This window comes from Janthinobacterium sp. Mn2066, assembly GCF_049319705.1.
In the GTDB taxonomy this organism is placed as follows: Bacteria; Pseudomonadota; Gammaproteobacteria; order Burkholderiales; family Burkholderiaceae_D; genus Janthinobacterium.
Genome location: NZ_JBMOUF010000006.1, coordinates 186,236 through 204,342 on the forward strand (window position 1 = coordinate 186,236; position 18,107 = coordinate 204,342).

The following is an 18,107-nucleotide window of genomic DNA, read 5'->3' on the forward strand; positions in this document are numbered from 1 at the left end:
ATTTCCTTATTTGCATACTGTCATTTTGCTGCCGCGCCCTTGCGCGGCGCTGGCGGATAGACGATGCGCAGGTTCTGCTCCACGTCCACCACGCCGGTCGCGTTATTGGCCTTCATGCCCACGCCCGTGACATGTGAAGTTCCCAGCAGCATATCGACCGGCACGGCCGTTTCCATCCGTTCCTCATCGGGAAAGACCGTCAAGGCCTCGGTCTTGAGCGTCATGTTCTGCACCTTGGGACTGGCCACCCGGTCGATCACCACATTGCGGTACAACTGCAGCCGCGTATTGCCTTGGTCGATATGGGCCAGTTCGGCATTCATATTCAGCGGCGGCAGGTCCGGGCTGATCTTGCGCACGAAAGGATGGTCGATATCGGACGAATCATCGGCCGGGTAATGCGTGAGCTTGGTACCCGATACGATATAGCTGGGTTTCCCCTGCAAATCCATGCGTACCACGCTGAAATTGGTGACGAAATAGTCGGGCTCATTCACCTGCTTGCTGGCATTGATTTCCTGGCTATTCCGGTTCATCAACTCCAGCAGCCAAAAGCTGCCGAGCGCAAACACGACCGCGCCCAGCACGGTCCACGTCATGCGCCAGCGATGGGCGCCTCCCGACTTGCTCATAGTAAGACACTTTCCATGATGATGCTGCTTGCCAAGGCCTTACTCCAGGAACGGCGCCATGACGCGCTCGTAGTTACCCTGGGCACGCAGCAGGAATTCGCAAATTTCGCGCACCGCCCCCTTGCCGCCGCCGGCCTGCGTCAGGTGATGCGACAGCGCCTGCGCTTCCGGGCGCCCGTTCGGCACGCTGACGGCAAAGCCGACGCGCTTGAGCAGCGGCGCATCGACCACATCATCGCCGATATAGCCGCACTGCTCTTCCGTCAAGCCCGTCAGCGCCAGCAATTCGCGGAACGGCGTCAGCTTGTCGTGGCCGCCCTGGTGCACGTGGGTAAAACCCAGGTCTTGCGCGCGGCGCGCCGTGATCGCCGAGCGGCGCGCACTGATGATGGCTGTCTGCACGCCCGACTCCTGCAGCAGCTTGATGCCCAGGCCATCGTGCACATTGAACGTCTTCATCATTTCGCCGTCCGGACCAAAATGCAGGCTACCGTCGGTGAGCACGCCATCGACGTCAAAAATCATCAGTTTGACCCTGGCGGCCCGCGCCAGGTTGTCTGCCACGCTATCCATCAGATCACCTTCGCTTGCGTCAAGTCATGAATATGCAGGGCGCCGACCAGCTTGCCGTCGGCATCGACCACCAGCATCTGGTTGATGCGGTACTGTTCCATCACGGCAACAGCATCGACCGCCAGGCGCTCGGGCGCGATGCTGCGCGGCTGCGCATGCATCACGTCGCGGATGGCGACTTGCGTGAAATCCTGCACGCGTTCAAACATGCGGCGCAAATCGCCATCGGTAAACACGCCGACCGGACGGTTGTCGCCATCGACGATGGCCGTCATGCCCATGCCCTTTTTCGTCATTTCTTCCAGCGCCTGCAGCAGCGATGCCTCCACCGCCACCTTGGGCACCTGCTCGCCGCTGCGCATCACGTCGTGCACGTGCGTGAGCAAACGACGGCCCAGGGCGCCGCCCGGATGCGAACGGGCAAAATCTTCTTCCTTGAAACCGCGCAAATCGAGCAAGGCGACGGCAATCGCATCGCCCAGGGCCAGGGTCACGGTGGTGCTGGCCGTCGGCGCCAGGTTCAGCGGGCAAGCTTCTTTTTCCACCGAAATATCGAGATGCACGTCGGCCAGCTGGGCCAGGCTGGACTGCGGTTTGCCCGTCATGGCGATCAGTACGCCGCCCATGCGCTTGACGACCGGCATGATGGCCATCAGTTCGGCCGATTCGCCGGAATACGAAATCGCGATAAACGCGTCTTCCGAAGTGACCATGCCCAGGTCGCCATGGGCCGCTTCGGCCGGATGCACGAACATGGCCGGCGTGCCGGTCGAGGCCAGGGTGGCGGCAATCTTGCGCGCAATATGGCCCGATTTGCCGATGCCGGAGACGACCACGCGGCCTTTGCATTCCAGCAACAGCGCCACGGCGCGGCCCACGCTATCGTCCGTGGCCAGCCGCGCATCGAGCGCAACGATGGCGTCGGACTCGATCTGCAGGGTCGTGCGCGCCAAGGCCACGGCGCGCTCGGTTGTGGCTTTCATGTCAATTCGATCAAAAGCTTTCAGCATTGTTTTTTCATGGGTTACACTCATGCGCAAAGTATAAACGAATTAGGAAAGCAAAAAACTTGCCAGTCGTAACAAACAACGATTTCCACTGACCATCCAGGGCAACCCCATGTTTTCCTCGCTAGAATTGACCCTGATGCTACTTGGCAGCGCCGTACTGGGCGTGGTCGCTTTCAGAATGTTGCATTTGCCGCCCATGCTGGGCTACCTGGCCGTCGGCATCGTCATCGGCCCCCATGCGCTGGGCCTGGCGGCCGAAAACGAAGCCAGCCATACTTTGGCCGAATTCGGCGTCGTCTTCCTGATGTTTTCCATCGGGCTTGAATTCTCTCTCCCCAAGTTTCTCGCCATGCGGCGCATCGTGTTTGGCCTGGGAATGGCGCAGGTGGTCACTACCATCGTCGCCACCGTCATCTTTGGCTGGATCGTGGAACGCACCCTGTCGGCCTACATCCAGATCAGCTGGCAAGCGGCGTTTGCCCTGGGCGGTGCGCTGGCCATGTCATCGACCGCCATCGTCTCGAAGATGCTGACGGAGCGGCTGGAACTGGAAAGCGAACACGGGCGCAAGATCATCGGCATCCTGCTGTTCCAGGACCTGGCCGTGGTGCCGCTGCTGATCCTGATTCCCGCCCTGACCCGCGACTCCGAAACCCTGGCCGAAACCCTGCTGTGGGCGGGCGGCAAGGCCCTGATCGTGCTGATCATGCTGCTGTTCATTGGCCAGAAGCTGGTGCGCGGCTGGCTGACCATCGTTGCCAAGCGCCGCTCGCAAGAGTTGTTCATGCTCAACCTGCTGTTGATCACCCTGGGCGCGGCCTGGATCACGGAGCGGGCTGGCCTGTCCTTGGCCCTGGGCGCCTTTGTGGCCGGCATGTTGATTTCCGAGACAGAATTCAAGCATCAGGTGGAAGAAGACATCAAGCCGTTCCGCGATGTGCTGCTGGGCCTGTTCTTCATTACCGTCGGCATGCTGCTCAATATCCGCGTGGTGATCGACAATTGGGCGCTGGTCTTGCTGCTGCTATGCGTGCCCGTAATGCTGAAGTTTGCCCTGATCACGGGCCTGGCCAGGCTGTTCGGCTCGTCGACCGGTGTGTCGATGCGCACGGGCCTGGCACTGGCCCAGGCCGGCGAATTCGGCTTCGTGCTGCTGAACCTGGCAGGCGGCATCAAGCTGATGGACCCGTTCGTGGTGCAGGTGGTGCTGGCGGCAATGGTGCTGTCGATGCTGGTGGCGCCATTGATTATCGCCAAGTCGGACGCGATCGTCATGAAACTGGCCGCCAACGACTGGATGATGCAATCGCTGGCCTTGACCAAGATCGCCACGCGCACGATGGCCGCGCAACAGCACGTGCTGATCGCCGGTTTCGGGCGCAGCGGGCAAAGCCTTGCCACCTTGCTGACGGAAGAACACATCGAATACCACGCGCTGGACCTGGACCCGGAACGGGTGCAGGAAGCGCAACTGGCCGGCGCCCACGTCTCGTATGGCGATGCGGGCAGGCGCGAAAGCCTGGTGGCCGCCGGTATTTACCGCGCCAGCGCCGTCGTGATTACCTATGCCAACACGCCGGCCGCCTTGAAACTGTTGCACCTGCTCAACGACATGGCGCCCACCGTGCCCGTCATCGTGCGCAGTTATGACGATAGCGACCTCGACCAGCTACGCGATGCGGGCGCGGCCGAAGTGGTGCCGGAATTGATGGAAGGCAGCCTGATGCTGGCCTCGCATGCGCTGATCATGATGGGCGTGCCGCTGCGGCGCGTGGTGCACCGCGTGCAGGCGGCGCGCGAAGAGCGTTATGCCTCGCTGCGCGGCTATTTCCATGGCGCCAGCGATACGGGTGACGATGCCGATCTGGAACGTTTGCATACGGTAACAGTCAACGATGGCGCCCAGTGCGTGGGATTGCCGCTCAGCACGGTGGATGTGGCCAGCTGCGGCGCTTTTGTTACCGCCATCCGCCGCGGACGGGAACGGCTCGATATCACGCCCGAAACGCAGCTGGCGATTGGCGACGTGGTGGTACTGCGCGGCAGCGCCGATGCAGTGGCGAAGGCGGAAAACCTGTTATTACGTTGACACCATCATGAGATCGGCGCCTGCCAGCTGACCACCTGGTTGCGTCCGTTGGCCTTGGCCTGGTACAGGGCCAGGTCGGCGTTGGCCACCAGTTGCTGGGCAACCGTTTCCATCGGCTGCAGGATCGCTTCCCCATCGAGGCTGGCCACGCCGATCGACACGCTGACCCAGGTTTGCGTGCTGCCAGGCAAGTCGAACATGGTGTCGGCAATGCTGGCGCGGATGCGTTCAGCCACGAAGGTAGCGCTGTCGAGATCGGCATCGATCAGCAGCACGACGAATTCCTCGCCGCCAAAACGCCCCAGCGCATCGGAGCGGCGCAATTCGTGGCGGATGCGCGCGGCAACTTCGCGCAACACTTCATCGCCGCCCTGGTGGCCATGCGTGTCATTGACCAGCTTGAAATGGTCGATATCGATGTACATGCAGGAAATGCAATAGTTCTGCCGGCGCGCGCGCGCGATCTCTTCCAGCAGGCGCCGGTCGATATAGCGGCGGTTGTAGACGCCCGTCAGCGAGTCGGTCAAGCCGATGTATTTCAGCATTTCATTGCTGATCACGTTTTCCAGGCAGATGGCGATAATCGAGGCCATGTGCTTGATGAAATCCGTCCCCAGCGCGGGCGTAAAGCGCGTCACGTCGCTGCTGGCCAGGTTCAGGCTGCCGATCAGGCGCTTGTTGCGCAGCAAGGGCACCAGCGCCACGCTACGCAAGGCAAGGTCGGCGCCGGGAAAGCGCTGGCCATGCAGCGCAGCATCGAAGGCCACCAGCAAGGGCAGCGGCGGCAAGGCCGGCTCGCCTTCCGGCACGGGCGCGGGCGGTGCAAAACCCAGTTCCGCCGCCGCATGCACAAACTGCAGTTGCGGAAAGATGCTGAAATCGACGCCCAGCTTTTCCATCACCAGCAAGATATCGTCTTCCTCGTCAAGCAGGCTCAAGGTGACGCCATCGAGGTCGGAAATCACGGGCAAGGTGCGGAAGATCGTGCCGATCAGTTCGGGAAAGGTGGACGCACTGACAATTTCCAGGTCAAACGCCTGGTGCCGGCACATGATGTCATGGTTGCGCTCGACCTGTTCCAGCAAAAACGCCATGCGTGCACGTAAGGTCTGGTTCTCGGCTTCCAGGCTGGCAAGTCGTTGCTGCGTAGCCTCATCCTCAGGCTGGCCTGGCACTGGCGATATCGGTTGATTCATCTCAAAAACCTCAAACCCTTCTGTGCAGGCGCGGCACTTAAAATGCCAGTTCGAAACCGACTTCCTGGCCCACGACGATGCGCTCATCGCCCCCCTCCGTGACGATGGCGTTCATGCCGAAGCAGATTGCGCCATCGAGCTCAGGCTTGGCACGATAGCCTTGCATCACATCGAGCGGATCGGGGCCGGGCACGCCCGTGGCCTGGTCGACCGAGGGGATCGGGCAGCGCGAGCACGGCTTGACGGGTTTCAGTACGGTGGCGCCAAATTGCAGGAAATCCGCATAGTCTTCCTCGAAGGCGCCGATATCGCCGATCACCAGGTTCGGCCGGAAGCGGTCCATCGGCAGCGGTGCACGGCCGGCGGCGCGCAATTTTTCATTGACGTCGTCGAGCGAGGCGGCGCCCGCGATCAGCACCGGGTAGCCATCGGCAAACATGGTCGAAGCGGCAACGCCGGCGGTCCACTTGGTGCTGGTGGCGCGCACCACATCCGGGTGAAAGCGCACCAGCCGGCACGGCACGCCGATGGCGTTGGAAAACCAGGTGGCCGTCACTTCATCGCAATCATAGGCGCGCAAGGTATCGTCCCAGACTTGCACTTCCAGGGTGGGCGCCAGTTGCGGGTGGGGCAAGCCCAGTTCCACTTCCAGGCGCAGCATGCCCGGCGCGCGCAGTTCCAGGGTGGTGGCCTTGATGCGCGGCACGATCAGCGCCATGCGCGGATGTTCGCGCTGGGTCAGGAAACGCCCGTGCGCATCGACCACCATCCATTCGCGGTCATACACGTGCTCGCTCATCAGGCCCGAACGCGTCAGGACCGCCTCGCGCAAGGAAATACCAGCGCAGGACTTGATCGGATAGAGGGTGATGTCGGACAGGAAGGCCATGTGACACGGGGCAGTGCCGCAGCGTCTGCCAATGAATTGTTCAAGGGCGAAGTATGGCAGCAAAGCGGGCCAGCGTAAATCTGCCTGATGAGGCAGACGGGCGCTGGCCTGGCAAATACGTCAATATGTGTAGAAAATACGCTGGATCTCTTGCGTACTGTTGGTTTTCGTCAAAGCCAGCATCAGCAGGATGCGGGCTTTTTGCGGGTTCAGGGTATCGGACACCACACTATCGAGTTCGTCGTCATTGGCTTCGCCATTGCGCGCCACGATGCCTTGTCCCACGCGACTGGCGCGCACGATCAGCACGCCCTTCTGACGCGCTTCGATCAAGGCTGGCTTGATTTGCGCCGCCACGCTGCCATCGCCCACGCCCGCGTGGATGATGCCCTTGGCGCCGGCAGCGATGAAGGCGTCGATGGCCACGCGGTTCATATTGGCATAACCGTACACGATGTCCACTTGCGGCAGGGAATCGAGCTTGCTGATATCGAATTCGCTGTCCGCCGTATGCTTGCGCGTGGACTGGCGATAAAAGAACGGTTTGCTGCCCTGGATATAGCCCAGCATGCCCAGCTCGGTCGACTTGAAGGTATCGGTGGTCGAGGTATTCGTTTTCGTCACTTCGCGCGCTGCATTGATCTGGTCATTCAAGGCCACCAGCACGCCCTTGCCCACGGCTTCCTTGCTGCCCGCCAACAACACGGCGTTGTACAGATTGATCGGACCGTCAGCCGAAATGGCTGTCGATGGACGCATGGCGCCCACGACCACTACCGGTTTGTTGCTTTTCACCGTCAGGTCCAGGAAATACGCGGTTTCTTCGATGGTGTCGGTGCCGTGCGTGACGACCACGCCATCGACGTCCGGCGAGGCCAGCAGCACGTTGATACGCTTGGCCAGGGTCAGCCAGTGTTCATTGCCCATGCTTTCGCTGGCGATCTGGAATACTTGCTCGCCTTTTACATTAGCAACTTTCTTCAATTCCGGCACGGCCGCGATCAGGCGGTCGACGCCCACGGTAGCCGAGGTGTAGCCCACCGTGGTAGTGCTGTCGGCGCCGCTACCGGCGATGGTGCCGCCTGTGGCCAGGATCACCACATTGGGCAATCTGGCGGCGACTGCTTCGGCGCGCGCAGGCGCCGTGGCGACAAAACTCATCACTAAGGTGGCCAGCATCAGCTGTGCGCACGATTGGAATTTGCGTAAAAACATGGTGCTCCTGTTCGTGGATATGGCAAAGATAACAAAGTCGTGCGCAAATTATATGTCATCCATGGCAAGGGAAATCCTAATCTGCCCCCTACAGTGCAAACCCGGCTGCTATACCCCGCGCACGGGTCCCGGATATTGCGCAACCAAGGCATCGGCCGTTAGCAAGGTGATGCCCTCAACTGTCGCCTGTGCAACAAGCATGCGGTCAAATGGGTCTTTATGGATAGATGGCAAGCCCTCAATGGCGACGGCGTGTTCGCTGATGACGGGCAACTCGTTGTAGCCGTTGTCCAGTAGACCCCGGCGTAAAACCCGGGTGTCGACTTGAAAATCAGAACGGCCTAAACCGCGCTTGATCGAGATTTCCCACAGGCTGGCAGCGCTGAAAAACAGCTCATTGTCCGGCCCCTCAATCAAAGCGCGAGCAACAGTGCTCAAACGTCCCGGATCACCCGCCGCCCACAACAGCAGATGCGTATCGAGCAACAGCTTCACGCGTCACCGCCGAACAAGGATGCAATCTCTGCACTTCCCATCGTGTCGAAATCGTCTGGCACACTGATCTGGCCAGCCAGGAAACCCAGCCGTTTCGCCTGGCCAGCCTCCGGTGCATCGAGTGCCATGACCTTGACCAGCGGCCGGCCAGCCTTCGCGATAATAAAGGACTCGCCTTTTGCAGCCTGCTCGATGAGCCGCGATAAATGCGTTTTGGCTTCGTGTATGTTGACAGTCAACATTTTTGAACCTCACTAAACTAAGTTCACTTAGTCTATTCGTATTGACCTGGCAACGCAAGTACCTTCAAGCCGGGCTTAACAAGTCCTGAGCCTGGCAAAGCGGTACATTTAAAAACGAAAAAGCCGCGAATTTCGCGGCTTTGGCTTTTACTAGGGGAAACTTACACGTTAAACAAGAAGTTCAACACATCGCCATCCTTGACGATGTATTCCTTGCCTTCAGCGCGCATCTTGCCCACTTCCTTGGCGCCGGCTTCGCCTTTGAAGGCGATGTAGTCGTCATAGGCGATGGTTTGGGCGCGGGTGAAGCCGCGTTCGAAGTCGGTGTGGATCACGCCGGCTGCTTGTGGGGCGGTGGCGCCCACAGGCACGGTCCAGGCGCGTACTTCCTTCACGCCAGCGGTGAAGTAGGTTTGCAGGCCCAGCAGTTTGTAGCCGATAAGTAAGCAAAGTAGAACTTAATTTACTGGTTGCACAGAATTTGCAAGCCTTTTTTCCTGCCCGAATAGCGTGGTATAGAAACGTTGCTCAACTCCGTAAAGAAGAAGTTTCAGTTCATCGTCCGTGGAAATCTCAAATTTTTGGGTCGCCTGATCAAATTTTAGTTTCTGCTTACAGTAGTCACCAATATAAGCAAGGATATCTACTTTATCCTGCGCTGACATTTTTTCTAGAGAGTCCATCGCCAGAGCAATACGCTTCCGATTTGGCTTTGAAACTTTACTCACATCGTAATTATCTTTCAGTTCGATAAACTCTATCTGCAAGAAGGCTTCTGTTTCCTGTTGTGTAGCTTCCCTATATAAAACATCAATTCCATTAAAAATTCCAGAAATAGCTGCCAAATTACGAAAAACCAAGACATCTGCAACTTTAAAATAAATGGCATCGGGCTGTTCATTTATCACTAGACGATTACTACTTTCCTCTATTTCTGCCGAATCGCCAAACGCCAGAATCTTTTTTTTTGATAAAAAGCGATGAAGTTATTTTCTGAAAATAAAAATCATCTCCTTGAATAGAGAAAATATACGCAATACTACTAAACTGATCTTTTTTAAGATCATCGTAGTCTTTTGAGTCGAAGTCTTCTTTTAGAAAATTGATACTACAATAGGGCTGTTGGCTAAAATTTTCCACCTTGAACCACGAATCATCATCCAAGTTATGATCAGCAGAATAAGGAACGCAAGCAGCTAAGGCAACGTTAGTATTCTCATACAAAGTATGATCTGAAATCAACTTAAAGAAAGGTTTTTTGATAAGTCTTTTTACCTTAGCTAGCACATGATCCATTCCCTACCCTCTTTCAATAAACGTGTAGTTATTAATTCTAAAAACGGTCGAAATGACCACTTCATCCGGTTTTTTATATTTTTGACGACTAATCAGAAAAATTGCCGTACCATTTCTTGTTTTTACATTATAAAATTCATAATTGAAAATCAAAAAAAGTGGGTTGAAATACAATGCCTGCGATAGGAATGTAAAAACAAAAAGTATAGCGTAGACAAATACCAAAGTTTCCCAACTATTAATGCTTAGTGCAACAAAAAAGTAGCCTAGGTAGCTGGGTAAGAAACTGTTATTTGCATGCTCTATACTGACAACCTCGCCTTCTTTGAACCCGTCCTTACCAAGCCATGAACTTAGTAGAAGGCTTAAGCCTGTGGAAAGCAATGGAATCAGTAAATATAGAAAATAAGACACCGTATTCGGCAATTTACTAAACCACCCTGAACAACTCGTATTAACCAGAAGTTCTCCAAGCGTGGAGCTTTGTTGGACTAAGAAGATGATGACCAGTAAAGATGTGGCATTAAAGGTTAACAACAACCTGAACGCAATATTAATCATATGACGGTATCCTGTCTTCTTGAAGCATAGGGAGAAGCCAATCTTGGATATTAATTGACTACCAATCCTCATGACTCGCTCAAAAAAAATTAAATTTCTTTACATTGAGATAATATCATATTTTTATAATATCACCATCCTAAGTTAAGAAAACAGCAGAGAAGGAAATCATCCCTAACAATCAAGATAAAAATCATGACTTCTAATTTTCTATCCCAAAAAAATTCTTAAGTATTTTTTGTATCAAACAGATGAGTAGCCGCTGTACTAAATTATGCGCTTCAACGAATCTAATGTTCTTCACGCGCACAAAAAAACCCGCCGTAGCGGGTTCTTCTTAAAGCAGGAAAATCCCCGCAATCAAACTTACATCAGACGTTGAACAAGAAATTCAGCACATCACCATCCTTGACGATGTATTCCTTGCCTTCGGCGCGCATCTTGCCCACTTCCTTGGCGCCGGCTTCGCCCTTGTAGGCGATGTAGTCGTCATAGGCGATGGTTTGGGCGCGGATGAAGCCGCGTTCGAAGTCGGTGTGGATCACGCCGGCTGCTTGTGGGGCGGTGGCGCCGACCGGTACGGTCCAGGCGCGCACTTCTTTCACACCAGCCGTGAAGTAGGTTTGCAGGCCCAGCAGTTTATAGCCGGCACGAATCAGACGGTCCAGGCCTGGCTCTTCCATGCCCATGTCGGCCAGGAAAGCTTCCTTGTCGGCATCGTCCAGGTCGGCGATTTCCGCTTCCAGCGCCGCGCAGATGGCGACGATCGGGGCGTTTTGCGATTTCGCGTATTCGGTCAGCTGGTCCAGCAGCGGGTTGTTGGTGAAACCCGTGTCCGATACGTTGGCCACGAACATGGCTGGCTTGGCCGTGATCAGGCACAAAGGCTTGATCAATTCCATTTCGTCGGCGTCCAGGCCCATCGCGCGCACTGGCTTGGCGTCGTTCAGGTAAGGCATCATGCGTTCCATGATGGCAACCAGCTTGGCGGCGTCCTTGTCGCCCGAACGGGCTTTCTTGTTTTCGCGGTGGATGGCTTTTTCCACGGTGCCCATGTCGGCCAGCGCCAGTTCGGTCTGGATGACTTCGATGTCGTCGAGCGGGCTGATCTTGCCGGCCACGTGAATGACATTGTCATCTTCGAAGCAGCGCACCACGTTGACGATGGCGTCCGTTTCGCGGATATGCGACAGGAACTGGTTGCCCAGGCCCTCGCCTTTCGACGCGCCCGCGACCAGGCCGGCGATGTCGACGAACTCGACGATGGCATTGACCATGCGTTCCGGCTTGACGATCTCGGCCAGTGCGGCCATGCGTGGATCCGGCACTTCAACCACGCCGACGTTCGGCTCGATGGTGCAGAACGGATAGTTTTCAGCCGGGATGCCGGCTTTCGTCAGTGCATTGAACAGGGTGGACTTGCCGACGTTCGGCAAGCCGACGATACCGCATTGGAGACTCATGAAAAACCTTTAATAATCAAAGCACATGGCGCCGTTGATCGGCGTGCTTGCCGTGCTGTTAGGGAAAACGGAGCGTACGCGCATCGTTTTCCGGGAATAGTGCATGTGCTGCGTGGTGCGCCGCATATCAGGCGTCCATTGTACCCTTGCTATGCGCGCGACAAAAGCCTGATGATGGGCAAATGGCGCCAACACAGGCGCATCTTGCTGGTATCAGCCCGGTATCAGGCCGTATGCAGCTTCATCGTCGCCGCTTCGAACTTGCCTTCGACGATCTGCGGCAATACTTGCAGCGACTTCTCGATGGCCTGGTCAATCAGGTCCTGGTCTTCGCGGCGCGGACGGTGCAGCACGAAATCGGCCACTTGCTGCTGCAGGCTCAGGCTGCGCGGATGGCCGATACCCAGGCGCAAGCGCCAGTAATCCTGCGTTCCCAGCGCGGCCGTGATGTCTTTCAAGCCATTATGGCCGCCGGCGGAACCGCCCTTTTTCAGGCGTGCAATACCGGGCATCAAGTCCAGTTCATCATGCACCACCAGCACTTCATCGGCGGCGATCTTGAAGAAGCGCGCCAGCGCGCCCACCGACTGGCCCGAACGGTTCATGAAAGTCAGCGGTTCGAGCAGCCAGACTTCGTTGCCGGCGATGGAAGTCTTGGCCAGCATGGCGTTGTAGCGCGAATCGCGCTGCAAACGGGTGCCGGGCAAGCTGTTGGCCAGGTTGTCCACCAGCCAGAAGCCGGCGTTATGGCGGGTTTGTTCGTATTCGGGGCCGGGATTACCGAGACCGACGATCAGGCGTATGGGCATGATGTTGTCTGCAATGAAAAATTATCGATGAAAACATTATCGGTGATAACAGGCAGAAAAAAACCCGTCCGGCGTGAACCTGACGGGTTTTTCCCTTGCCACTGCCGCATTGCTGCGGCGGCAATATTACTTCTTGTCGGCTTCAGCAGCAGCTTCGGCTTCAGCAGCAACGTGGCCAGCTGGTACCGATGCGGTAGCGATGGTCAGGTTGTTGCCGTGGGTAACAGCAGTCACGCCAGCTGGCAGGACCAGGTCGCCGATGTGCAGCGAGTGACCAACGTCGATGTTCGACAGGTCAACGGTGATGAATTCTGGCAGTTGGCCTGGCAGGCAAGCTACTTCGATTTCGTTGGCAACGTGGCTGATGGTTGCGCCGTGCAGTTTGACTGCTGGGGAAACGTCAGCGTTTGCGAAGTGCAGAGCAACTTTCACGTGGATAGGTTGCGATGCGTCAACGCGTTGGAAGTCAGCGTGCAGAACCAGTTGTTTGTATGCGTGGACTTGGAAGTCGCGCAGCAGAACTTGTTGCGAAACGCCGTCGATTTCCAGATCCAGGATCGACGAGTGGAACGCTTCTTTTTTCAACGCGTGGTACAGGGCGTTGTGGTCCAGCGATACCAGTACTGGGGCTTCAGCGCCGCCGTAAACGATACCAGGGGTTTGGCCGGAAGTGCGCAGGCGGCGGCTCGCTCCGGAACCTTGCAATTCGCGTTTGAATGCGATAACTTTCATGTGAAACTCCAAAAAGAACAAGACTTGCGTCTTGTGTTATGAAGACTCCCGCGACCAGGAATCTTCGAAAATGGGCGCGGATGCGCCCCGAAAACTAAAACACTGCGGCGCAACAGGCAAAAAGCCGGTCGCGCCGCAGGTGACGTTTGTTACGGTCTATCGTATCAGTCGATAAACAGGGAGATTACGGAATCGCCCTTGATGATGCGTTTGAAGGTCTCGGCCAGCAGCGGCGCGCACGTCAATTGACGGATCTTGCCGCAGGCCAGGGCCGCTTCGGACAGCGGGATCGTATCGGTGACGACCAGTTCATCGAGTGGCGACGCGATAATACGGTCGATCGCCGGGCCCGACAGCACTGGGTGGGTGCAATACGCCACCACCGTCTTGGCGCCGCGCTCCTTGAGCACTTCGGCCGCCTTGGTCAAGGTGCCTGCGGTATCGACCATGTCATCCATGATCACGCAGTTGCGGCCTTCGACTTCACCGATGATGTTCATGACTTCCGACACGTTCGCTTTTGGACGACGCTTGTCGATGATGGCCAGGTCGCAGCCCAGGCGTTTTGCCAGGGCGCGCGCACGTACCACACCGCCGACGTCCGGCGACACGACCAGCAGATCCTGGTAGTTTTTCTTTTGCAAGTCGCCCAGCAAGATAGGCGATGCATAGATGTTGTCGACTGGAATATCGAAGAAACCTTGAATCTGGTCAGCGTGCAAATCCATGATCAGGACGCGCTCGACACCGGCTTCTTCCAGCATGTTCGCCACCACCTTGGCCGAGATCGCAACACGCGCGGAGCGTGGACGGCGGTCTTGGCGGGCATAGCCGAAGTAAGGAATGGCGGCGGTAATGCGGCCAGCCGAAGCACGTTTCAAAGCATCAACCATCAGCATGATTTCCATCAAGCTGTCATTGGTTGGAGCACAGGTGGATTGCAAAACAAAAACATCCTTGCCGCGCACGTTTTCGTTAATCTCGACCATTACTTCGCCGTCGGAGAATTTCGAAACGTTTGCCTTACCGAGAGGGATGCCGAGATTTTTTGCGACCCCCTCTGCTAACGCTGGATTCGCGTTGCCGGTAAAAACCATCAGGTTTTCGTAAGCCATGGGAGTCCCAAGAGGTGATAGAGTAGTCTTGAAAGCACTAACCGGGCAGTAGCCCGGTCAGTCTGTGTTTAGCATGGGCCGCGTAGCGGATCATGTTTTTGCTTCCCGTACTGGACGCCAACTTCGCATCGACAGACTACGGTGAAACGGGTGGCAGGGGAAGAAGGATTCGAACCTTCGCATGCTGGAATCAAAATCCAGTGCCTTAACCAGCTTGGCGATTCCCCTACGCAACTGACTGCTTGCTGTCATGTTGGCCGGTATTATACCGACTATTTTGAAGCTAAGCAAAATCTTTTTTTACTACTTACAACACGGTGAGCATCGGGTGGCGGCTCAGCGCTTTTGCTTTCCAGGCGATCCAGATATCGGGCACATTGCTGAGCACTGCATCTGCTTCTTCACTACTGGAAAACGCGCCAAACACACAAGCACCGGAACCAGTCATCCTGGCCTCTCCGTAAGCACTCAGCCATTCTACCGCATCTGCTACCGGCTTGAAAAGACTGCTTGCTACTTGCTGTAAATCGTTTTTACCAAACCCGCTCACGCTGTTACTTTTTGTGAGGTGCCTGGAAAAGTCCGCTATTGTGACGGGTTCGCTATCCCTCGTCAAGCCTTCTGCAGAAAAAATTGCAGCAGTGGGAACTTGCACGCCCGGCTCGATCACCACATACCAGCAATCGGGCGTCGCCACGGGCTGCAGGGCTTCCCCCACGCCTTCGGCAAAAGCGTTCTCGCCAAAGATGAAAAACGGGATATCGGCCCCCAGCGGCAGGCCCAGCGCCATCAGCTCTTCGCGCGTCAAACCGGCCTGCCACAGACGGTTCAGCGCCATCAGGGCCGTGGCCGCATCGGAGGAACCGCCGCCGAGGCCGCCGCCCATGGGCAGGACCTTGTCGATGGCGATATCGACGCCGCGCGGCAAGGCGCCCGTACGGCGCAACACTTCGGCTTGCAGCAGCCTGGCGGCGCGGATGATCAGGTCCTGCTCTTCGGGCACGCCAGGCAGGATGGTGCTGCGGCGGATCAGCTGATCGTCGCGCAGGGCAAAGTGCAGGGTGTCGCCATGGTCGACCAGCTGGAACACCGTTTGCAGCAAATGGTAGCCATCGGCGCGGCGGCCGTTGATGTGCAGAAAGAGGTTCAGCTTGGCGGGCGCAGGGCAATTATTCAGGGAAGTCAGTGTCATTGTGCTGGAGACGATGGAGCGGGATCGAGCACGATGCGCAGCGACACGGCGTCGGCCTGGGCGCTGGTAGTGCGTTCGGCATCGATACGCCGCGGTTGGGGCGAGGTATTTCCGCCCGTATTTTGCCCGACATCTTGCCACGACACATAACGCAAACGCCAGCCGTCTTTCGTCGTCACGCTGTTATTCCGGGGCGAAGCGGCGAAACGCTTGCCATCGGCGCCATCCGCATAGCCCTGCAGCCAGTCGCGCAAACCCGACACAGGCAAGGACCAGCCCAGCAGCCGCGCGCTGAGGGTATCGATATCGGGCGCACGGCGCGGCGCCTTGTCGCTTTGCGTGAGCACCGCTTCCTGCGGCGTGACGGCGATCGTGGCCAGGGTGCTGCCCACCGGCGTATACAGGGTCACGTCCGTGCGCTGCGCCGTTTGCTGCCAGTTGAAATTGACCGTGGCCGATTCAGGCTGGTCATTCTTTTGATACGTCACGTTCAGCCGGCCCGTCAGTTCCACCTGCTCGCGGTACGGCGCCACCGTCTGGGCCGATGGCGGCGCGCTGGACGAAAATGGGGATGGCAAGGTGGAACAGGCCGAGAGGGCCAGGCAGACGATGGTCAGGGGGAGGAGGTGTTTGGGCATAGAGGACCAATCAACGTGACAAAACCCAAGAGCGAAATCTGGGGTCAGACCCGGCGGGACTCGGCGTCCCCGTCTGACCCCGGCAGTATGCCGTTGGGTTTCAAAAACTACAAACTGACATTCAAGCGCGCCAGCGTGCTTTTCAGGGCTTCGTTTTTCGGATCCTTGCCCTGTGCATCGCGCCACAGCTTCTGGGCTTCCGCTTGCTCGCCTTTTTGCCACAGCACTTCACCAAGGTGGACGGCGATTTCAGGATCGGCACGCAAGGCGTAGGCGCGGCGCAGCGCCTCTTCGGCGGCGGGCAGATTGCCCATGCGGAACTGCACCCAGCCCATGCTATCCATGATGAAAGGATCATCGGGCGCCATCTGCAAGGCTTTTTCGATCAGGGCATACGCTTCCGGCAGGCGCACGCCGCGCTCCGCAAACGAGTAACCGAGCGCGTTATAAGCATGCTGGTTGTCTGGCGCCAGCGCGATCACGCGGCGCAGGCTCGCTTCCATCACATCGGTATGATCGAGACGCTCGGCCAGCAAGGCATAGTCGTACAGCAGCTCCGGATTGTCGGGGAAACGCGTCACGGCACTGCCCAGTACCGTAAAAGCACTTTGCGTGTAGCCGGCGTCGCGCAGCAGCTGCGCATCGACCAGCAGCACCTGCCCCTGGCTGGCGGGATCATCGACTGCAATTTCCGTCAGCGCCTTGCGGGCCGCATCGAGGTCGCCATTGCGGGCGATCAGCTGCGCGCGGCGCAAACGGGCGTCGAAGTAGCCGGGAGAATCGCGGTTGTCTACCTTGTCCAGCCAGGCGATGGCGCCCGCCGTATCGCCACGCGTCTCGGCGATCTGCGACAGGATCATCAGGGCCTTCGATGGATCACGCGTATCGTCAGGCGATTTATCGAGCACGGCCAGGAAGCGCTTGAAATACTGCTCGGCGCCCTTGGTGTCGTCCAGCTGCAAGGTAATGATGCCCAGCGCATACAGGGCGGCCGCGTTGTCAGGCTGGGTTTTCAGCAGCAGCAGGAATTGATCGCGCCCTGCCGGCAGCTGTTTTTGCTCGACCAGCAGGCGTGCGTAGGCAGAGCGCACGTCGATGCTGTTCGGATTCTTGTCCAGAAAGGCAGCCAGTACCTTGCTGGCAGCGTCAGTATCGCCGCTCACCTGCGCCAGGGTCAGCGCCGCCAGGTCGGAGGCGGGCTTCATCTGCAAGGCCTTGCTGGCTTCGTCGATGGCGCGCGGACGCTCGCCTATCATCAGGGCGCCCTGCGCACGCACCAGATGTGCCTCGAACATCTCCAGATACGGTTCGGTCAGGCGCGACATCATCGAATACGCATACAGCTTGTCATTTGCGCGTGCCAGGATTTGCTGCATCTGGAACAGCGCCACGCCACGCGAACCCGGTGGCGCACTTGCCAGGCGCTGGGCGAAGATCGGTTCGGCTTCTTCGATACGGTCCGTCAGTACCACAAAACCGAGGAAGAATTGCGTCGCCTCGTCGGAATCAGGCGCCAGTTCGCGCCACAGACGGATCGCCGCCAGCGCTTCATTGCCCTGCTTTGCCGCCAGCGCCATTTCGGAAGCACGCCGCGCCAGGCGCGGATCGCGCGTCTGCTGCGCCGCCACCATCATGGTCACATACGGCCCCTGCCACTGGCCATTCTTGAATTCCAGCTCCGCCTTGGTCAGCTTGTACAGCAAGTCGCTACTCAGATTGACATTCGGTAGCGCTGCGCCCGTGGCAGCATCCGGCGCCGCTGCAGGCGCACCTGTAGCAGTACCTGCCGGGGCATCGGCAGGCGCGGTTGGTGTCTGCGCCATGGCATGCGTGGCCATCAGGGCGGACAAGGTTACAATGGCGAAAGCGTTTTTCAAAGGCTGATCCTGGCTAAACGGCAAAGTTTGATTCTACGCCCAACGCGTAGATCGCGTACTTCACGTATGTAACGAAATATATA

19 protein-coding genes, 1 tRNA gene and 1 pseudogene are annotated in these 18,107 nt (G+C 57.6%); 1 reads left to right on the plus strand and 20 read right to left on the minus strand.

Going from position 1 to position 18,107, the window contains the following annotated elements:
- Positions 1-20: 20 nt before the first annotated feature.
- From lptC to ACL9RI_RS13385, 3 genes are read right to left on the minus strand one after another with little or no spacing between them, the layout of a single operon-like run.
- Positions 21-632 carry an LPS export ABC transporter periplasmic protein LptC gene (gene lptC, locus ACL9RI_RS13375; protein ID WP_422727062.1) on the minus strand — a complete coding sequence of 204 codons (612 nt, stop codon included), beginning with the start codon at positions 630-632 and terminating at the stop codon, positions 21-23.
- Between the two features lie 39 nt (positions 633-671).
- Positions 672-1,205 (minus strand): KdsC family phosphatase, encoded by a 534-nt coding sequence (locus ACL9RI_RS13380; protein ID WP_422727063.1) that lies wholly within the window; start codon positions 1,203-1,205, stop codon positions 672-674.
- Entirely contained in the window at positions 1,205-2,215 is a 1,011-nt protein-coding gene (locus tag ACL9RI_RS13385; RefSeq protein WP_422727064.1) for a KpsF/GutQ family sugar-phosphate isomerase, read from the minus strand. The genes ACL9RI_RS13380 and ACL9RI_RS13385 overlap by 1 nt, the downstream gene beginning before the upstream one ends.
- Positions 2,216-2,324: 109 nt before the next feature.
- On the opposite strand from ACL9RI_RS13385, the gene ACL9RI_RS13390 reads away from it, so the two are divergent.
- Positions 2,325-4,304, plus strand: coding sequence for a cation:proton antiporter (locus tag ACL9RI_RS13390; protein WP_422727065.1), 1,980 nt, complete (start codon positions 2,325-2,327; stop codon positions 4,302-4,304).
- A 5-nt stretch (positions 4,305-4,309) separates the two neighbouring features.
- Here ACL9RI_RS13390 and ACL9RI_RS13395 read toward each other — a convergent pair whose 3' ends face one another.
- The 17 genes and pseudogenes from ACL9RI_RS13395 to ACL9RI_RS13475 all read right to left on the minus strand — a co-directional run bounded on the left by ACL9RI_RS13395 (position 4,310) and on the right by ACL9RI_RS13475 (position 18,024).
- The gene (locus tag ACL9RI_RS13395; RefSeq protein ID WP_422727066.1) at positions 4,310-5,500 is read right to left on the minus strand and encodes a DUF484 family protein; all 1,191 of its coding nucleotides are present in this window, start codon (positions 5,498-5,500) and stop codon (positions 4,310-4,312) included.
- Between the two features lie 37 nt (positions 5,501-5,537).
- Positions 5,538-6,389: an MOSC domain-containing protein gene (locus tag ACL9RI_RS13400; protein WP_422727067.1), complete on the minus strand. Its 852-nt coding sequence runs from the start codon at positions 6,387-6,389 to the stop codon at positions 5,538-5,540.
- 120 nt (positions 6,390-6,509) lie between these two features.
- Positions 6,510-7,604 carry a type II asparaginase gene (locus ACL9RI_RS13405; protein WP_422727068.1) on the minus strand — a complete coding sequence of 365 codons (1,095 nt, stop codon included), beginning with the start codon at positions 7,602-7,604 and terminating at the stop codon, positions 6,510-6,512.
- 108 nt (positions 7,605-7,712) lie between these two features.
- The gene (locus ACL9RI_RS13410; protein ID WP_422727069.1) at positions 7,713-8,099 is read right to left on the minus strand and encodes a type II toxin-antitoxin system VapC family toxin; all 387 of its coding nucleotides are present in this window, start codon (positions 8,097-8,099) and stop codon (positions 7,713-7,715) included.
- On the minus strand, positions 8,096-8,341 hold the full coding sequence (locus ACL9RI_RS13415; protein WP_422727070.1) for a type II toxin-antitoxin system Phd/YefM family antitoxin: 246 nt from the start codon (positions 8,339-8,341) through the stop codon (positions 8,096-8,098). Before ACL9RI_RS13415 ends, ACL9RI_RS13410 begins: the two co-directional genes overlap by 4 nt.
- Positions 8,342-8,502: 161 nt before the next feature.
- Positions 8,503-8,775 (minus strand): annotated as a pseudogene (locus ACL9RI_RS13420) (DUF933 domain-containing protein); the annotation flags it as partial.
- A 24-nt stretch (positions 8,776-8,799) separates the two neighbouring features.
- Positions 8,800-9,249: a hypothetical protein gene (locus ACL9RI_RS13425; protein WP_422727071.1), complete on the minus strand. Its 450-nt coding sequence runs from the start codon at positions 9,247-9,249 to the stop codon at positions 8,800-8,802.
- A gap of 10 nt (positions 9,250-9,259) precedes the next feature.
- Entirely contained in the window at positions 9,260-9,637 is a 378-nt protein-coding gene (locus ACL9RI_RS13430) for a hypothetical protein (protein WP_422727072.1), read from the minus strand.
- Positions 9,638-9,640: 3 nt separating this feature from the next.
- Positions 9,641-10,198 (minus strand): hypothetical protein, encoded by a 558-nt coding sequence (locus tag ACL9RI_RS13435; RefSeq protein WP_422727073.1) that lies wholly within the window; start codon positions 10,196-10,198, stop codon positions 9,641-9,643.
- 371 nt (positions 10,199-10,569) lie between these two features.
- Positions 10,570-11,661 (minus strand): redox-regulated ATPase YchF, encoded by a 1,092-nt coding sequence (gene ychF, locus ACL9RI_RS13440; protein WP_422727074.1) that lies wholly within the window; start codon positions 11,659-11,661, stop codon positions 10,570-10,572.
- A 224-nt stretch (positions 11,662-11,885) separates the two neighbouring features.
- The gene (gene pth, locus ACL9RI_RS13445; RefSeq protein WP_422727075.1) at positions 11,886-12,470 is read right to left on the minus strand and encodes an aminoacyl-tRNA hydrolase; all 585 of its coding nucleotides are present in this window, start codon (positions 12,468-12,470) and stop codon (positions 11,886-11,888) included.
- 126 nt (positions 12,471-12,596) lie between these two features.
- Entirely contained in the window at positions 12,597-13,202 is a 606-nt protein-coding gene (locus ACL9RI_RS13450; RefSeq protein ID WP_422727076.1) for a 50S ribosomal protein L25/general stress protein Ctc, read from the minus strand.
- Between the two features lie 164 nt (positions 13,203-13,366).
- Positions 13,367-14,317 (minus strand): ribose-phosphate pyrophosphokinase, encoded by a 951-nt coding sequence (locus tag ACL9RI_RS13455; protein ID WP_183680727.1) that lies wholly within the window; start codon positions 14,315-14,317, stop codon positions 13,367-13,369.
- A 151-nt stretch (positions 14,318-14,468) separates the two neighbouring features.
- Positions 14,469-14,545, minus strand: a tRNA-Gln gene (locus ACL9RI_RS13460).
- A 79-nt stretch (positions 14,546-14,624) separates the two neighbouring features.
- Positions 14,625-15,509, minus strand: a complete 885-nt coding sequence (ispE, locus tag ACL9RI_RS13465) for a 4-(cytidine 5'-diphospho)-2-C-methyl-D-erythritol kinase (protein ID WP_422727077.1) — start codon at positions 15,507-15,509, stop codon at positions 14,625-14,627.
- A complete protein-coding gene (locus ACL9RI_RS13470; RefSeq protein WP_422727078.1) occupies positions 15,506-16,147 on the minus strand; it encodes a lipoprotein insertase outer membrane protein LolB in 642 nt (213 codons plus the stop codon). Before ACL9RI_RS13470 ends, ispE begins: the two co-directional genes overlap by 4 nt.
- Positions 16,148-16,254: 107 nt before the next feature.
- The gene (locus ACL9RI_RS13475; RefSeq protein ID WP_422727079.1) at positions 16,255-18,024 is read right to left on the minus strand and encodes a tetratricopeptide repeat protein; all 1,770 of its coding nucleotides are present in this window, start codon (positions 18,022-18,024) and stop codon (positions 16,255-16,257) included.
- Positions 18,025-18,107: the final 83 nt, after the last annotated feature.

Excerpts from the sequence above, each read along its gene's own strand:
- ACL9RI_RS13405 (WP_422727068.1), bottom strand. The coding sequence starts at position 7,604 with ATGTTTTTACGCAAATTCCAATCGTGCGCACAGCTGATGCTGGCCACC.
- lptC (WP_422727062.1), bottom strand. The coding sequence starts at position 632 with ATGAGCAAGTCGGGAGGCGCCCATCGCTGGCGCATGACGTGGACCGTG.
- ACL9RI_RS13455 (WP_183680727.1), bottom strand. The coding sequence starts at position 14,317 with ATGGCTTACGAAAACCTGATGGTTTTTACCGGCAACGCGAATCCAGCG.
- ACL9RI_RS13430 (WP_422727072.1), bottom strand. The coding sequence starts at position 9,637 with ATGGATCATGTGCTAGCTAAGGTAAAAAGACTTATCAAAAAACCTTTC.
- ychF (WP_422727074.1), bottom strand. The coding sequence starts at position 11,661 with ATGAGTCTCCAATGCGGTATCGTCGGCTTGCCGAACGTCGGCAAGTCC.
- ACL9RI_RS13435 (WP_422727073.1), bottom strand. The coding sequence starts at position 10,198 with ATGATTAATATTGCGTTCAGGTTGTTGTTAACCTTTAATGCCACATCT.
- ACL9RI_RS13395 (WP_422727066.1), bottom strand. The coding sequence starts at position 5,500 with ATGAATCAACCGATATCGCCAGTGCCAGGCCAGCCTGAGGATGAGGCT.
- ispE (WP_422727077.1), bottom strand. The coding sequence starts at position 15,509 with ATGACACTGACTTCCCTGAATAATTGCCCTGCGCCCGCCAAGCTGAAC.
- ACL9RI_RS13400 (WP_422727067.1), bottom strand. The coding sequence starts at position 6,389 with ATGGCCTTCCTGTCCGACATCACCCTCTATCCGATCAAGTCCTGCGCT.
- ACL9RI_RS13385 (WP_422727064.1), bottom strand. The coding sequence starts at position 2,215 with ATGCTGAAAGCTTTTGATCGAATTGACATGAAAGCCACAACCGAGCGC.
- ACL9RI_RS13470 (WP_422727078.1), bottom strand. The coding sequence starts at position 16,147 with ATGCCCAAACACCTCCTCCCCCTGACCATCGTCTGCCTGGCCCTCTCG.
- ACL9RI_RS13390 (WP_422727065.1), top strand. The coding sequence starts at position 2,325 with ATGTTTTCCTCGCTAGAATTGACCCTGATGCTACTTGGCAGCGCCGTA.
- pth (WP_422727075.1), bottom strand. The coding sequence starts at position 12,470 with ATGCCCATACGCCTGATCGTCGGTCTCGGTAATCCCGGCCCCGAATAC.
- ACL9RI_RS13380 (WP_422727063.1), bottom strand. The coding sequence starts at position 1,205 with ATGGATAGCGTGGCAGACAACCTGGCGCGGGCCGCCAGGGTCAAACTG.
- ACL9RI_RS13450 (WP_422727076.1), bottom strand. The coding sequence starts at position 13,202 with ATGAAAGTTATCGCATTCAAACGCGAATTGCAAGGTTCCGGAGCGAGC.
- ACL9RI_RS13415 (WP_422727070.1), bottom strand. The coding sequence starts at position 8,341 with ATGTTGACTGTCAACATACACGAAGCCAAAACGCATTTATCGCGGCTC.